Origin of the sequence: Lichenihabitans psoromatis (genome assembly GCF_004323635.1) — a bacterium.
Lineage (GTDB): Bacteria > Pseudomonadota > Alphaproteobacteria > Rhizobiales > Beijerinckiaceae > Lichenihabitans > Lichenihabitans psoromatis.
Genome location: NZ_CP036515.1, coordinates 3,632,462 through 3,647,871 on the forward strand (window position 1 = coordinate 3,632,462; position 15,410 = coordinate 3,647,871).

Annotated in this window: 12 protein-coding genes; 2 read left to right on the forward strand and 10 right to left on the reverse strand. The window is 63.8% G+C overall.

Features of this window, described 5'->3' with window-relative positions; all coding sequences use genetic code 11:
* Window positions 1-86 precede the first annotated feature (86 nt).
* Entirely contained in the window at window positions 87-1,442 is a 1,356-nt protein-coding gene (gene rimO, locus EY713_RS16990; protein WP_131117065.1) for a 30S ribosomal protein S12 methylthiotransferase RimO, read from the forward strand.
* Window positions 1,443-1,502: 60 nt separating this feature from the next.
* Here the strand turns inward: rimO and EY713_RS16995 are convergent, their stop codons facing one another.
* From EY713_RS16995 to EY713_RS17020, 6 genes are all read right to left on the reverse strand, one after another.
* Window positions 1,503-2,570, reverse strand: coding sequence for a BMP family ABC transporter substrate-binding protein (locus EY713_RS16995; RefSeq protein ID WP_131117068.1), 1,068 nt, complete (start codon window positions 2,568-2,570; stop codon window positions 1,503-1,505).
* Between the two features lie 134 nt (window positions 2,571-2,704).
* Window positions 2,705-3,628, reverse strand: coding sequence for an ABC transporter permease (locus EY713_RS17000; protein WP_131117071.1), 924 nt, complete (start codon window positions 3,626-3,628; stop codon window positions 2,705-2,707).
* Window positions 3,629-3,638: 10 nt separating this feature from the next.
* Window positions 3,639-4,727 (reverse strand): ABC transporter permease, encoded by a 1,089-nt coding sequence (locus EY713_RS17005; RefSeq protein ID WP_131117074.1) that lies wholly within the window; start codon window positions 4,725-4,727, stop codon window positions 3,639-3,641.
* A complete protein-coding gene (locus tag EY713_RS17010) occupies window positions 4,717-6,285 on the reverse strand; it encodes an ABC transporter ATP-binding protein (protein ID WP_131117077.1) in 1,569 nt (522 codons plus the stop codon). Before EY713_RS17010 ends, EY713_RS17005 begins: the two co-directional genes overlap by 11 nt.
* Window positions 6,286-6,508: 223 nt before the next feature.
* Complete coding sequence (locus tag EY713_RS17015) at window positions 6,509-7,087, reverse strand: class I SAM-dependent DNA methyltransferase (RefSeq protein ID WP_131117080.1); 579 nt, start codon at window positions 7,085-7,087, stop codon at window positions 6,509-6,511.
* Between the two features lie 244 nt (window positions 7,088-7,331).
* Window positions 7,332-8,372, reverse strand: a complete 1,041-nt coding sequence (locus EY713_RS17020; RefSeq protein WP_131117083.1) for a hypothetical protein — start codon at window positions 8,370-8,372, stop codon at window positions 7,332-7,334.
* Window positions 8,373-8,613: 241 nt separating this feature from the next.
* Here EY713_RS17020 and EY713_RS17025 point away from each other — a divergent pair, with 241 nt between their 5' ends.
* Window positions 8,614-9,528, forward strand: a complete 915-nt coding sequence (locus tag EY713_RS17025) for an SMP-30/gluconolactonase/LRE family protein (RefSeq protein WP_131117086.1) — start codon at window positions 8,614-8,616, stop codon at window positions 9,526-9,528.
* A 65-nt stretch (window positions 9,529-9,593) separates the two neighbouring features.
* Here the strand turns inward: EY713_RS17025 and nagZ are convergent, their stop codons facing one another.
* From nagZ to EY713_RS17045, 4 genes are all read right to left on the reverse strand, one after another.
* The gene (gene nagZ / locus EY713_RS17030) at window positions 9,594-10,589 is read right to left on the reverse strand and encodes a beta-N-acetylhexosaminidase (RefSeq protein WP_131117088.1); all 996 of its coding nucleotides are present in this window, start codon (window positions 10,587-10,589) and stop codon (window positions 9,594-9,596) included.
* A gap of 97 nt (window positions 10,590-10,686) precedes the next feature.
* Window positions 10,687-12,273: an SPOR domain-containing protein gene (locus EY713_RS17035; protein ID WP_131117091.1), complete on the reverse strand. Its 1,587-nt coding sequence runs from the start codon at window positions 12,271-12,273 to the stop codon at window positions 10,687-10,689.
* 127 nt (window positions 12,274-12,400) lie between these two features.
* Entirely contained in the window at window positions 12,401-14,176 is a 1,776-nt protein-coding gene (argS, locus tag EY713_RS17040; RefSeq protein WP_131117095.1) for an arginine--tRNA ligase, read from the reverse strand.
* A 10-nt stretch (window positions 14,177-14,186) separates the two neighbouring features.
* A complete protein-coding gene (locus EY713_RS17045) occupies window positions 14,187-15,407 on the reverse strand; it encodes a deoxyguanosinetriphosphate triphosphohydrolase (RefSeq protein ID WP_131117098.1) in 1,221 nt (406 codons plus the stop codon).
* Between the last annotated feature and the right edge of the window lie 3 nt (window positions 15,408-15,410).

Below are 15,410 nucleotides of genomic sequence, written 5' to 3' on the forward strand. Positions count from 1 at the left end.
GGAACGACCTCGAAGCCCGGCCTCTTGGCCGGGCTTTTTCATTTGGTCATTGCAAAAAGCCTGAATCGCGTGGCAATGCTCGCCGCATGCAAGCCTCAACCCTTTTGACGCCCGCGCCGACCGGCGATCGACCGGCGCCCCGTATCTCGTTCGTGTCGCTCGGCTGTCCCAAGGCGCTGGTCGATAGCGAACGGATCATCACGCAACTCCGCGCCGAAGGCTATGAACTCACCAAGAGCCATGCCGGGGCCGATGCCGTCATCGTCAACACCTGCGGGTTCCTCGATAGCGCCAAGAAAGAGTCGCTCGAGGCGATCGGGCTCGCTCTGGCCGAGAACGGCAAAGTGATCGTGACCGGCTGTATGGGGGCGGAACCCGAAAACATCACGGCGACGCATCCGAACGTCCTGGCGATCACCGGCCCGCAAGCCTACGAGAGTGTCATGACGGCGGTCCGGTCTGCTGCGGCGCCGCTGCACGACCCGTTTCTCGATCTGGTGCCCCCACAGGGCGTAAAGCTCACCCCCCGCCACTATGCCTATCTGAAGATTTCGGAGGGCTGCAACAACCGCTGCTCCTTCTGCATCATTCCGAAGCTGCGGGGCGACCTCGTCTCGCGCCCCGCCGCGGATGTGCTGCGCGAGGCCGAGAAACTCGTGGCGGCCGGCGTCAAAGAGCTGCTGGTGATCTCGCAGGATACCAGTGCCTACGGGCTCGATCTCAATTATGCCGAGAGCCGCTACAAAGACCGGAGTGTGCGGGCGAAATTCTACGATCTCGCCCGTGACCTCGGCCAGTTCGGCGCCTGGGTTCGCCTCCATTACGTGTACCCCTACCCGCATGTCGACGAGGTCATCGGCTTGATGCAGGAGGGTCTTGTGCTGCCTTACCTCGATATTCCGTTTCAGCACGCTTCCCCGAAGGTCCTGAAGGCGATGCGCCGCCCCGGCAACCACGAGAAGGTGTCGGCGCGCCTGCAGAAATGGCGCGACCAGTTGCCGGATTTGTCGGTTCGGTCGACGTTTATCGTGGGGTTCCCCGGAGAAACCGACGAGGATTTCGAGTTCCTGCTTGAATGGTTAACCGAAGCGAAGCTCAGCCGGGTTGGCGCGTTCGTCTATGAGCCGGTCCGTGGCGCGTCGTCGAACGATCTCGGCCTGCAGCATGTGCCGCCGGACGTGCAGGCCTACCGGCATCGCCGCTTCATGCTGCATGCGCAAAAGATCAGTTCGGGCTTGTTGCAGAAGAAAGTTGGTCGACGGTTCCCGGTCATCGTCGACAAGTCCGGCCCGAGCGTTTCGGAAGGGCGGACGCAAGGCGATGCGCCGGAGATCGACGGCAAGGTCTATTTCAGCTCGCGTCGTCCGGTCCGCGCGGGCGACATCGTGACGGTCAAGATCGAGCGCGCCGACGCTTACGATCTCCACGGCATCGTCGTCTAGCCTCAACAAAAAGGGCGGCCTCTCGGCCGCCCTTGTGTTTGATCCGCCGTGGTTAAGCGATCATTGCGGGATCTTGTCGTCGATGCCCTTCACATACCAATTCAGGCCCAGGATCTCCTTGTCGGGAAGCGACTCGCCGTCTTTCACCGCGACGGTTCCGTCCTGCTTCGTGATAGGTCCCTTGAAGGGGAGCAGCTTGCCGGACTTGATCGCCGCTTCGGTGTCCTCGGCCATCTTCTTGACGTCGTCGGGCATGTTCACGTAGGGGCCCATCTTGACCATGCCGGCATCGAGCCCGCCCCAGGTGTCGTGCGACTTCCAGGTCCCGTCCATGACCGCTTTGGTTTCCTGCACGTAATAGTCGCCCCAATTGTCTTCGATCGAGGTCAGAATGGCTTTGGGGGCGAAGCGGCTCATGTCGGACGATTGCCCGAACCCGAGCTTGCCGGCCTTTTCCGCTTCCTGCAGCGGCGCAGCGCTGTCGGTATGTTGCGCGATGATGTCGGCGCCCTGCGCCAGAAGCGCCTTGGCGGCGTCCGCCTCCTTGCCCGGATCGAACCAGCTATTCACCCAAACGATCTTGACCTTCATGGTCGGGTCGATCGATTGAGCGCCGAGCATGAAAGCGTCGATGCCGGCCACGACTTCCGGAATCGGGAAGGACGCGACATAGCCGACCGTATGGGTCTTCGACATCTTCGCGGCGATTTGGCCGATGATGTAGCGGCCCTCATAGAAGCGAGCCGAGAAGGTCGACAGGTTTGGGGCGCGCTTGTAGCCGGTCGCGTGTTCGAACTTGATGCCCGGAAAGGATTTGGCAACCTTGAGTTCAGGTTCCATGAAGCCGAAAGACGTGCCGATGATCAGCTGATAGCCGCTGCGCGCCAATTGCTCGAAGGCGCGGGCGCTATCGGTCTCGGCAACATTTTCCAGAAATGTCGTCTCGACTTTGTCGCCGAGCTGCTTCTGGAGGTACTGGCGCCCGAGATCGTGCTGATAGGAATAGCCAAAATCACCGACCGGGCCGACATAGACGAAGCCGACCTTCACCTTGTCGGCCGCCACTGCGGCGCCCGTCACCGACACGGACAATGCCACGGCCGCCACGGTCCTGAACCAATTGATCATCTGTCTCACCTTCTCTTTCGAGCCAATCGACGGTCGGATCCGGCGCTGTCGCCAGCCTCGGTCGTGGCCGAATTGCGCCATGAGGGTTGCAAAAACCGGACCTCTGGACAAGCGGCATCCGTCCGAGACCGCATTCAGCGGTCGGAGATGAAGGGCATTCCCAGCATGGCGGGGGCGGCCGCGCCACGTCTGTTGCGCCAGGACAGGACGATCAGCGCCAGCACGGTGGCGGCATACGGCACGGACGATAGCAATTGCCCGGGCAGCCCGATGCCGAAGGCTTGGGCATGAAGCTGCAAAACCGTGGCGCCGCCGAACAAAAGCGCGCCACCCAAGACGCGCCAGGGACGCCATGACGCGAAGACGACGAGCGCCAGAGCGATCCACCCGCGTCCTGCCGTCATGCCCGGCGACCAGAACGGCGTATAGACGAGCGAGAGGTATGAGCCCGCAAGCCCAGCGCAGCCACCGCCGAACAAAACCGCCAACAGGCGAATGCGGCCGACCGACAGGCCGAGCACATGGGCCGAGGTGTGGTTGTCGCCCACGGCCCGCAGCGTCAGCCCGGCACGGGTTCGGCTGATGAAATAGGCCACGAGGGCGATGAGCGCGATGCCGGCATAGACGAACAGATCCTCACCGAAGAACAGCCGACCGATGATCGGAAGATCGCTCAAGCCGGGGATCCAAAGCGCTTGCGCGGCGGTGCGCTTCTGCCCGACGAAGCCACTTCCGATCAGGCCCGACACGCCGATCCCAAAGATCGTGAGCGCAAGACCCGAGGCCACCTGGTTGGCCGCCAAACCGATCACAAGAACCGCGAACAGGGCCGCCATCAGCACGCCCGATGCTGTGCCGGCCAAGGCTCCCAACACGGTCGAATCGGTCATGTAGGCGACGGCAAAACCCACAGAGGCGCCAACGATCATCATGCCCTCGACCCCGAGGTTGAGCACGCCAGAGCGCTCCGCCACGAGTTCGCCGACCGCTGCGATGAACAACGGTGTGGCGGCCGTCACGATCGTGACCAGCACCAGTTGAACGATATCCGGGTTCATCGGGCGATCCTCATCGTGCTGCCCCGGTGACGATCCGCACGCGGTAGCGGGTGAAGACGTCGGCCGCCAGCACGCACATCAGCAGGATGCCCTGAAAGGCGCTGGTCAAATCCAGCGGCAGCTTCATGGCAACCTGTGCGCCCTCGCCGCCAATGAAGGTCAGGGCGAGCACGAGGCCAGCCAGAAGGATGCCGAACGGCGCAAGACGGCCGAGAAAGGCCACGATGATGGCCGTGAAGCCGTAGCCGGGCGAGATCGAGGGCTGCAACTGGTTGATTTGGCCAGAGACCTCGATGATTCCGGCGAGTCCCGCCAAGCCGCCCGAGATGGCGAAGACCGCCAGCGTGATGGTCCGCTCACTGAAACCTGCGAACCGCGCGGCTTTCGGCGCGGCCCCGAACAGACGCACCTCATAACCGAACATCGTCTTGGCCAGGACGACCGACGCGATCAGCACGGCCGCGAGCGTCAGCAACACGCCGGCATGAAGCCGGCCGTCGGCGATCAGCGAGGGCAAAGTGGCTTCCGGGTCGAATGTCACCGAGACCGGGAAGTTGAAGCCTTGCGGGTCGCGCCACGGGCCGCGCACCAGATAGTCGAGCCCATAACCCGCGATATAAACCAGCATCAGGCTCGACAGGATCTCCGAGACGCCGAGCGTCACCCGGAGTATCGCGGGTATCATGGCATAGAGCGCGCCACCCACGATCCCGAGCAGCATCATGGCGGGGAGGATCCACCAACCGCCGAGGCTCTGCTGGTAGGCGCCGTCATGCGTGGCCAGCGCGAGCCAACCGCCGAGCGCGCCGCCGACGATGAACTGCCCCTCGGCCCCGATATTCCAAAGATTGGCGCGAAAGCAGAACGATAGACCAACCGCGATGAGGATCAGCGGCGACGCTTTGACGGCCAGCGCCTGGAGCGACCAACTCGCCGACAACGGGTCGATGAAATAGACCGAGAAGGCCTGGACGGGCGATTTGCCGAGCAGCGCCACGACGACACCGCCGATCGCGATGGCGAGCAACAGCGCGACGACGGGAGCGGCAATCGAAGCCCATCGGCTCGGCTCGGCGCGCGGCTCGAGATCAATGCGCATGCAGGCCCTTCGTCGGTGTCGACGCGGTCTCGGTCGAGGCCGCGAGCCCTCCCATCAGCAACCCGATCTCCTCCCGAGTGGTGCCGGCCGCGGACCGCAAGGTCGAGAGGTGGCCGGCATGGATCACAGCGATCCGATCGCAGATCTCGAATAATTCATCGAGATCTTGGCTGATCACGATCACGGCCGCGCCACGCCCTGCCAGATCGATGATGGCCTGCCGGATCGTCGCGCCGGCCGCGGCGTCGACGCCCCAGGTCGGCTGATTGATGATCAGCACGGCAGGTTCGCGCAGGATCTCGCGGCCAACCACAAACTTCTGCAGATTGCCACCCGACAGCGTTCGCGCCATCGGGTCGGCGCCGCTCTTCCGCACATCGAAGACTTTACCGATTCTGATCGCGAGCGCGCGGGCCGCCGCCCCGAGAATGAAGCCGCCGTTCGACACCCCTCCGGTCGAATGGCGGGTCAGCACAACATTGTCGGACAGCGAAAAGACCGGCGCGGCCGCATGACCGTTGCGTTCCTCGGGAACGAAGGCGGCATGCCGACGTCGGCGCGCCGTCACACCCTCGAGACCGACCGGCGCACCATCGATCGTGATCGCATCGGCTGATCCCGCGAGGCGCTCGCCCGAGAGGACCTCGAATAATTCGGATTGGCCGTTACCCGCCACGCCCGCGATCCCGAGCACCTCGCCCGCATGGACGGCGAGATCGATGGCGACGAGATCTGTGCCATGGAGATCTGCGGCGGGAGACGACAGACGATGGGTCGCGAACCGCACCGCGCCCTCGTGACGGTCAGACGCGGGCCGCACCTCGGCAATCTGAGACCCCACCATCATGGCCGCAATCGAGCGTGCGGTTTCCCGAGATGGATCGCATGTCCCGACGACCTTGCCGTGACGCAGAATGGTGGCGCGATCGCACAGTCGGCGAACTTCGTCGAGCCGATGAGAAATGTAGAGCAAGGCCCGGCCTTCGCGCTTCAATCGCTCGAGGGTGCCGAACAACCCTTCGGCCTCCTGCGGGGTCAGGACCGAGGTAGGTTCATCGAGGATCAGCAGCTTTGGATCCTGCAGCAGGCACCGGGCGATCTCGATCCGCTGACGCTCACCCGCCGAGAGGGTCCAGACCGGCCGGCTTGGATCCAACTGAATCCCATAGCGGTCTGCCACCTCCGCGATGCGGTCCGCGACGCTATCGAGCTTTGCGCTTTTTGGCAGAACGAGCGCGATATTCTCGCCGACCGTCAGGTTCTCGAACAGCGAGAAATGCTGGAAGACCATGCCGATACCAAGTGCGCGAGCCTCTTCCGGGCTTGCCAGGGTGATGGTCCGTCCCTGCCAGAGCATGACGCCCTCGGTCGGCTGTAGCACCCCATAAACCATCTTCACGAAGGTCGATTTGCCGGCGCCATTTTCGCCGACGAGCGCATGGATTTCGCCTCCGCGCAGGTCGAGGTCGATCCCGTCATTGGCCGTGAATGTGCCGAAGCGCTTGACGAGACCGCGCACGGACAACAAGGGCGTTGGGTCGGCGGACGCGACGGTCATCGGCTGCGCTTCGACCGGATCAGGCAAGGAGAACCGTTACGCCGGCGATGAGTTGGTTTCGGCGGATCTCGAACCGTTTCGCCCTAACGAGCTCAACGGAGTCACGAACGTGGATTGCCTTGACCATCGAGCCTCGCCGCCGTCCGCTATCGACCAAACACCTGCACCGCCAATGCAGCATAGTGAGGTTTACGCGAGATCCGCAACGGGATGCTGGCTCGATTCACACCCGCCGCAAGACGTCGATCCTGTAGTCGGCATTGCGCTCGGCCTTGAGGATCGACACGGTACCGGCCAGCGCCTGAATGAGAGCGTCACTTGCCTCCCCGCTCCCGATAGCCGAGCGCTTCTTCCCAAGCCAGTGCACCAGCACGACGTCACCGCCGGGAGCGAGACTCTCCCGAATCCGACCGGCTAAAACGACGATGTCGCTGGCTCCGAGATAATCGATCACCTCGGACATAAGAATGAGATCGAAGGGTTCGGCTGGCCAATCGCCTGGCACGAACATGGACGCGAAACGGACCCAAGGGGTTTCAGCATTGCGCTGGCGCGCTTGCTCGAGCGCCGCCTCGACCGGCTCGATGCCTAGAAGGTCGTCACAGCGGACCGCGAGCGCGGCGGTGAGAACACCGATCGAACACCCGACATCCAGTCCACGCGCATAACGCGGCTGCGGCAGAGACGCGATGGTCGCGGCATATTTGGTGCGCTCGTAATCGCTCGTGGCGAAGCGCCACGGATCGGGATTGCGATCGTAGAGCTGTTCGAAATGCGCCAAATCGACGGTGTCGCTACGCATGCCGCATCCTCGAGCCCGATCGATCGACTGCCCGAACAACCGGTCGTCAGAACGACAGCAGCCCCGACGCGACCGTATGAAGGGTCGTCAACACGGCGGCTAGCACGAAAGCCTCGATGACACCCAGGATCACGCTCATACGCCAACTTCCTTACGCTACACAACGAACGAGCGGCAGCCGAGGGGCTGCCGTTTTAGCATCAGACGGGCGGGCGAGGCCCGCCTCGGGACAGGATCAACAACCCTACCAGGTGCTGTTTTCGATGACGCCGCGGCTCGTCAGCACGACCCACGACCGGCCGCGCCGCTCGATCGAGCGGATTTCGCCCGCACCCGGTAAGAACTCGCCCGGCGCGATCTCGCGCAGGCCGCCGCGGCGCGCTTCGACCAGCGCCAGCCCATCGTAAACATCACGCACCACCCAACCGTCGACCGTCGGCGGCTTCATCGGCAAGGCGCGCGGATCGTTGGCCGCGACCACAGACACGTCCGGCTTCGGCGGCGTCTTGGTGGCTTGCGATTTGGTGGACGAGACAACGCTGTCCTGTTTGGTCGGGAGCGGAACATAGGCTGCGGCAGCCTGAGCCGTGCTGGCGGTCCGCTGCGGCGCCGTAACGGGACGCGGCGGGGGCGCGACCGGGATGGTCCCCGTGGGGGTCGGCGAGGCAACCTGCCGCTCGATGCGATCGAGCCGATTGGTGACGTCGGCAAGCTTTTGGCTTGCGTCGGGCGTCTTGTCCTTCGGGTCGCGATCGAGCTTGTCGAGCCGCGCCATGATCTCGGCGAGTTTCTGGCTGGGATCGCGCTCCGGCTTGTCGAGCTTGGACGATAACTGGGCCAAGGTCGCGCCGTCGTTGGCGCGGCTCTGCTCGATCTCCTGACGGAGGCCTTCGACGCTCTTCTTCAGGCCGCGGATCGTATCCTCCTGCTTCGAGGCATCGGCGGTCGTCCGCAGCGTATCGACGCTGCCTTTCAGGCGTCCGATCTCATCCTGCAAACGATGCAACACTTGCGCGGTCGCGTCAGGGTCGGCGGCTTTCTGCGCCATCATCGAAGAGGCCGCGGAGGAGCGAATGCTCTGCACTCCGAAGGCGCCTGCCCCAATCGCGAGCAGAAAGCCGGCTGCCCACACTCCATGGTGAAAGCGAAAGACAGGCGCCGTCGCGGTCGCGGGAACGAAAGGGATCAGCGCGGTGCCGACCTCCGCTCGCTCGGACGCGGGACCTTGTCCGGAAGCCTTGGCCTTGTCTCCGTCGTTCCGTTCGGAAGCCGGGTCAGAGCCCATTTTAAACTCCTGTGTCAGGTTTCGTTCACCACTTTGAGAGGAAGACATTCACGATGCGTTATCCTTACGCGTCTGTTGCCGTCCCGCTTTGAAACAGAACGATGTCGCCTCACGGCATGCCGTCCCATCTTGCGGATGGCTGCGCGCCGGGCCATGGTCCACCTGAAACGTGGCCGAAAAGGCGGGCGTCTCCGGCGGATTTCAGCCATATCGGAGGCGTCGAACAGCAAAGGGGAAACGCATGATCACAGACAGCTTCGAGGTGCTCGATTCTCGTTTCAAAAAGCTCGTTTTCGGCAACGTGCATGTGGAAAAGCTGTGGACAGGTGGTCGCTGGTGCGAGGGGCCGGCCTATTTCCCGGCGGGCAAATATCTCGTCTGGTCCGATATCCCGAACGATCGTGTCATGCGCTTCGACGAGACGGATTCGTCGGTCTCGACCTTCATTGCACCATCGCTGAATCAGAACGGCCATACGGTCGATCGCGACGGTCGTCTGATCTGCTGTGAACATCGGGGACGATGTCTGTCCCGCATCGAGCATGACGGCTCGCGCAAGGTGCTGGTCGATACGGTCGACAGCAATAAGCTGAATTCCCCGAACGATGCCGTCGTGAAGTCAGACGGGACGATCTGGTTCTCGGACCCGACCTACGGGATCGACAGCGAGTATGAGGGCGATTTCGGCAAATCGGAACTCGGCGTGAGCCACGTCTACCGTTACGATCCGCGCTCTGGCGTGACGAATGCCGTGACCGAGGATTTCGTTCAGCCAAACGGGCTAGCTTTCTCGCCGGACGAGAAGCTCCTGTATATCGCCGATACAGGCAGTTCGCACGTCGAGGACGGGCCACGCCACATCCGCGTCTTTGACGTAGAAGGTGATCGCTTGATCAACGGCCGCCTGTTCGCAACCTGCGAGTATGGCATGTTCGACGGCTTCCGCTGCGATACAGCCGGCAACGTCTGGACCTCGGCCGGCGATGGGGTGCATTGCTACGCACCGGACGGGACATTAATCGGCAAGGTCAAGATCCCAGAGGTCGTCGCCAACCTCTGCTTCGGCGGCCCGAAGCGCAACCGCCTCTATATCTGCGGGACGACGAGCCTCTATTCCGTGTTCGTCAATGCGCAAGGCGCGGTCTGGCCGCGCTGAAACGCCAGCGGGGGAGCACCGTGTTGCGGCTCTCTCCCGCGCATCACCTGATCAGCGCGTGAGCGCTAAGCCACCATTGCGGCAAGACGGACCTGCTCATGCGGGTGATCGATCGGCTCGGGCTGGCGCAAGCGAGCCACCGCCGCCGAGACCCGCCGCTCCACCATCCCCTCGATCGGCCGAGCCGCGGCCGCGACTGCGCGGGCCTCGTCCAGCTTGCCATTGCAGTGAAGCAGGATGTCGCATCCGGCCAGCCGCGCCTGCTCCGCGCGTTCGCCCAAGCTGCCCTTCAGGGCTTCCATTGAAAGATCGTCGCTGAGCAGCAGCCCATCGAAGCCGATCACACCGCGAATGATCTGGTCGATGACGCGAGCCGATGTCGTGGCAGGCCGGTCGGGATCGAGCGCCGTGTAGACGACATGCGCCGTCATCGCGATGGGTAGGTCCGCGAGTTGGCGGAACGGCTCGAAATCATGCTGGTCGAGTTCGTCGCGATCGGCCTCGACGACTGGCAGCGACAGGTGGCTATCCACCCCCGCCCGCCCGTGGCCCGGCACGTGTTTCATGACCGGCAGTACGCCGCCGAGCAGAAGGCCTTCGGCAAAAGCGCGGCCAAGGCGCGCAACGGTCATGGGATCGGCCGCAAAAGCACGATCGCCGATAACGTTGTGGCTTCCCGGGACCGGGACATCGAGAACCGGCGCGCAATCCACCGTGACCCCGACATTTCGCAATTCATGCGCGATCAGCCGGGCGCCGAGCTTGGCCGCCTGGGCGTCGCTCTCGCCACCGCACCCCTCATAGCGGCTCGCTGCCGGGTAGTCGGGCCAGAGCGGCGGACGCAAGCGTTGAACGCGGCCGCCTTCTTGATCCATCAGCACGGGCGCCTCGAAACGGCCCACGACAGCGCGGAACGATGCCGTCAGTCGCGAGACCTGCTCCGGTGTATCGACGTTGCGGCGGAAGAGAATCAGCCCCCACGGCTGCGTGTCAGCGATGAAGCGCTTTTCATCGTCGGTGAGCTCGAGGCCGGCACAGCCGCACACGAATCCAAGCGTCATGCGCGATGGCCCGTTCTGAAACATGAGGATAAAAAAGAGCGAGCCGCCAACGCGTTATCGACGCGCGGGCGGCTCGTTCGTCGTTCAAGGCGTCGGATCAGTTCCGCACCACGAAACACCCACCGCCACCGGCGGTCAACTTCGTGCAGAGGGACTTGGCATCCTCCTGCGAAAGATTGCCGACGCGGATGCGATAGACCGACTTGGTGCCGAGATCAGCCTTGTGGATCGCCGGACGATACGATCCGAGTTGCGCCGCATATTTTTTCTGAAGGCGAGCGACGGTCTCACGCGCATCCTGCTCGCTCGGTGGGGCGCCGAGTTGCACGGCATAACCACCGCCCGCGCCGGTTGCGGCGGGTGCCGCATCGTCCGCTGGGTCGACGGCCGCGACTTCCGTTGGCTTGGGTTTCGGCGCGCGAACCGGAGCGGCAGCCTGCCGGGCTTTCGGGCCTGTGGACGATGCGTCGGTCGCGGTCGTCCCGGTTGTTCCGAGGTCGGCGACCTCGACCGGAGCCTTTGGCGTCACCGCTGCGGCGCGCGTGGTCGACTTGGCCTTCGCGGGCGCCGAGGCCGGCGTTTGGGCGGCAGGCTGGGCCTGTCCGGATTGGGACGGCGGAGCCTGATCCTGACCGGCGAGCGGCAGCGACGTCTGCGGATCGAAGGCAAGGCTTGCCGGCTGGTCGTAGCCGAGCCCCGTTGCGGCCCCGAGCCGGGTCGATGCCGCAAGGCTGTCGGCCGGATTGGTGATGATGGTGCCATCGGGCCGGACCATCACGGTCTTGACCTTCTTGGGCTCTGGGAACGGGCTCGAGGCTTGTGGGCGGGCATCGTCAGGTTGTGCTGTCTTGACCGCCTGGGCGAGGTCGACCGGCTGTTCCGTCGTATTGACCACTTGAGCGGTCGCGGTCCCATCGCCCTTGTTTTTGTCCAGCAATGTGCTGTTCTCGGACGCTGCTTCCGCGTCTTTCGCCGAATTATCCGGCTGAACTTTGCTCGGGCCCTCGGCCGCCATAATGGTCGGCGCGGCGGTGCCAGCATTGCTGCTAGCTTGCGCCACACCCGACGGGCGGACCAGGAAGCTCGCGGCAAGACCGCCTCCCGTCAGAAGGACGACGGCCGCCAGGACGATCAAGGTTCGCCGCGACGAGCCAGAGACGGGCTCCAATGCGTCGCGCGTGACCGAAAGCCCGCTCATGTCGCCGCGTTGCTGCGGTGCGATCCGCCCCTCGGCCCAGGCATCCGGGCTCTGCTCGATGGGGCGCTGACCCTCTACGGAAAGGCGCGGATAGGGCTGCGTCCCGGCCGGGCCATGTACCACGGCCGCGTCGTCCGGAGATCCCGGCTCCTCGCCGGCCTCGGTGGAGGCGCGATAGTCAGCCTCGTCATCGTGATGGTCGGCCGCCGCATAAGGATCGTCGTGGCGCGCAACATCATGCCGATAGGTTTCGACAGGCTGGGCCTGCGGCGCGACGACAGGGCGCGGCGGCTCTGTCCGGGGCCGCGCGGCGGTCCCTCCTTGCGGGAACACACCGCGGAACGGGTCTTCCTGCCCGACGAGACGAGCGAGCTCGGCCAGGGGGTCTTGTCCGGACGATGAGGGTTGCCCCACCATCCGCATGCGCCGCTCGAACTCGTCAGCACCGCCGAGGGTCCGGGAAATTGCGGGCGTGTTACTCATCATACACCTCGCGTTACAATCGCCTTGGCGAAATGCATCATCTCGTGTCACCAAAGGATCGGGCCGCGCTCTCGTTCGAGAGTGACGAGCCAGCAGACCGCACAGCGATGTGACGATCCGTGTGACAGAGTTAGCGCATCTCTTCCGGCGCACTGACACCGAGAAGACCAAGGCCTGACGCGAGAACCGAAGTCGTTGCTTGAACCAAGGCCAATCTCGCGCTTGTCAAATCTCTACTTTCTTCATTAACAAAGCGTAATTGTGGCTGATCTTTACCGCGATTCCAGTGCGAATGCAGAGCACTTGCGAGGTCATGAAGGTAAAACGCGATGCGGTGCGGCTCGTGGCTGGCTGCAGCGGCCAAGATTTGGCGCGGATATTGCGCCAGCAAGCGCACCAATCCCGTTTCGCCTTCGTCGGTCAGCAGATCGAGCTTTGCGTCGCGCAACGCCGTGTCGCCGAGGTCGAGATCCGGGAACACGCCCGCCGCTTGCCGCATGACCGAGCGGCCCCGCGCATGGGCATATTGCACGTAGAAGACCGGATTATCTTTCGATTGCTCGATGACCTTGCGGAGATCGAAATCCAGCATCGCGTCGTTGGACCGAAACAGCATCATGAACCGGACGGCGTCGCGGCCGACCTCGTCGACGACCTCGCGCAGCGTGACAAAGTCACCCGAGCGCTTCGACATCTTCACCGGCTCGCCATCCCGCATCAGCTTGACGAGTTGGCACAGCTTGGCGTCGAGCGTCGCCGTCCCGTCCGACAGAGCCGCGACTGCCGCCTGCATGCGTTTCACGTAGCCGCCGTGATCGGCGCCCAGCACGTCGATAATCGTGTTGAAGCCGCGATCGAGCTTGGTTTTGTGATAGGCGATATCGGACGCAAAATAGGTGTAGGACCCGTCGGATTTCAGCAGCGGGCGATCCACGTCATCACCAAATTGGGTCGATCGGAACAGGGTCTGCTCGCGATCTTCCCAATCCTCGATGGGTTGGCCCTTCGGCGGTTCGAGGCTGCCTTGGTAGACGAGCCCCTTCCGCCTGAGATCATCGATCGCGCGGTCGACGGCATCCTGCCCATCATGTTTCTCAGTCAGCGACCGCTCGGAAAAGAAGACATCATGCCGGATGTCCAGCGCCGCGAGATCGTCGCGGATCATCGCCATCATGGCGTCGATCGCAATAGGCCGCACCAGCGGCAGCCACTCCGACTCGGGTTGCTGGCGCAGTGCTGGGCCATACTGGCTCGCAAGCGCCACCCCGACCGGCTTCAGATAATCGCCGGGATAGAGACCTTCGGGAATGCTCCCGATGTCCTGGCCGAGCGCCTCGCAATATCGAAGGAAAGCCGAGCGGGCGAGGACGTCGACCTGAGCGCCGGCGTCATTGATGTAATATTCGCGGGTGGTGGGATGACCCGCGAAAGCCAACAGGTTGGCCAAGGCGTCGCCGAAAACCGCGCCACGCCCATGGCCGACATGCATCGGACCCGTCGGGTTGGCCGAGACAAACTCAACATTGACGGGCGGCGCACCGGCATCGTCGCGTCGACCGAAATCGGCGCCCTTGGCCAGCATCGCCGCAAGAACCCGCGTCAAAACCTCGGGTTGCAGTTTGATGTTGATGAAGCCGGGGCCAGCGACTTCGGCGGTATCGATATCGGGATCGGCGACGAGATCGGCCGCGATCGCCACCGCGAACTCGCGCGGAGTTTTATAATGCGTCTTCGAGTCTTTCGCATAGACCATGGCCGCATTGGTCGCGAGATCGCCGTTGGCGGCATCGCGGGGCGGCTCGACGGTGAAGCGCGACAGATCGAGAGCGGCCGGCAAGGTGCCGTTATCGATCTTGCCCTGCAGGACGGCGGCGATGCGGTTGCGGAAGTCGGCGAAAATATCCATGGCGCGTGCTTTACGGCTTTACGGTTCGAATTGGTACTGGGAAGGCAGCCTGAGCAGGTCTTTGATCGCAAAGCCGCCGATGTTCCGCCAAGGCGTAGCGATCCGTCATGCCGGCCACATAGTCGGTGACGACCCGAGCGACGCCGGCCGGGTCGCAGGCGCAGCGATCGGCCTTGGCGGACCAATCGGCAGGCAGCAGATGCGGGTCGTCGAGGAGGCGCTGCGTGAGGCCGACGACGACGTCATAGACGCGCGATCGCACGGCAGCCACTTGCGGGTGCCGATAGAACCGCGCGAACAGAAACGCCTTGATGTCCTGGCTCGCGGTCATCATGGGCGGCGACAGCGCGACGACCGGGCGCCCCAGGCGGCGAAGATCATCGGCGCTCCGCGGGTCGGCCGCTGCGAGACGCCGCATCGTTTCGGCGATCACATCGCTCACGAAACGATCGACGAGCCCGCGGGCCAGCGCGAACGGCATCCGCAACGGATCGGCATCTGGACGCCGCTCACGGATGGATCGTTCGAGATCGCGGAGAAACGGCACCTCGCGTGCCTCGTCGAGATCGATCAGCCCGAGCCGCAACCCGTCCTCGAAATCATGGGCATTATACGCAATGTCGTCGGCGATTGCGGCCACTTGAGCTTCGCCGCTCGGATAGAGGTCCAGGGCGAGCGACAACCTCTCATCATAGTGTCGCAGAAGCGCGGGGATCTCGGTCGGCGGCCCGTTCCGTTTCGCCAGCCCCTCCAACGTCTCCCACGTCAGGTTCAGCCCATCGAAGTCGAAATAGCGTTGCTCGAGATCGATGACGATCCGAAGGCTCTGCACATTGTGATCGAAGCCACAAAGGTGCCCGACGCAGGCGTTGAGGGCATCCTCGCCCGTATGGCCGAAAGGCGAATGTCCAAGATCATGCGCGAGCGCCAAGGCTTCGGTGAGGTCGCCGTCGAGGCGAAGGGCGCGAGCCACGCTGCGCGCGATCTGCGCCACCTCGAGCGTGTGGGTGAGGCGGGTGCGATGGTGATCCCCCTCGTCCGGCATAATGACCTGGGTTTTCAGCGCCAGCCGGCGAAACGCCGTCGAGTGCAGGATACGATCCCGATCGCGCTGGAAGGCCGTGCGGTACCGCGACGGAGCCTCGTCGAAGGCGCGCTTCGGTCCGCGCGATGCATCCGCCGCATAGCGCGCCAACGCGGCCTCGGGGTGAGATGTCGCTTCCGCCGTCATGCA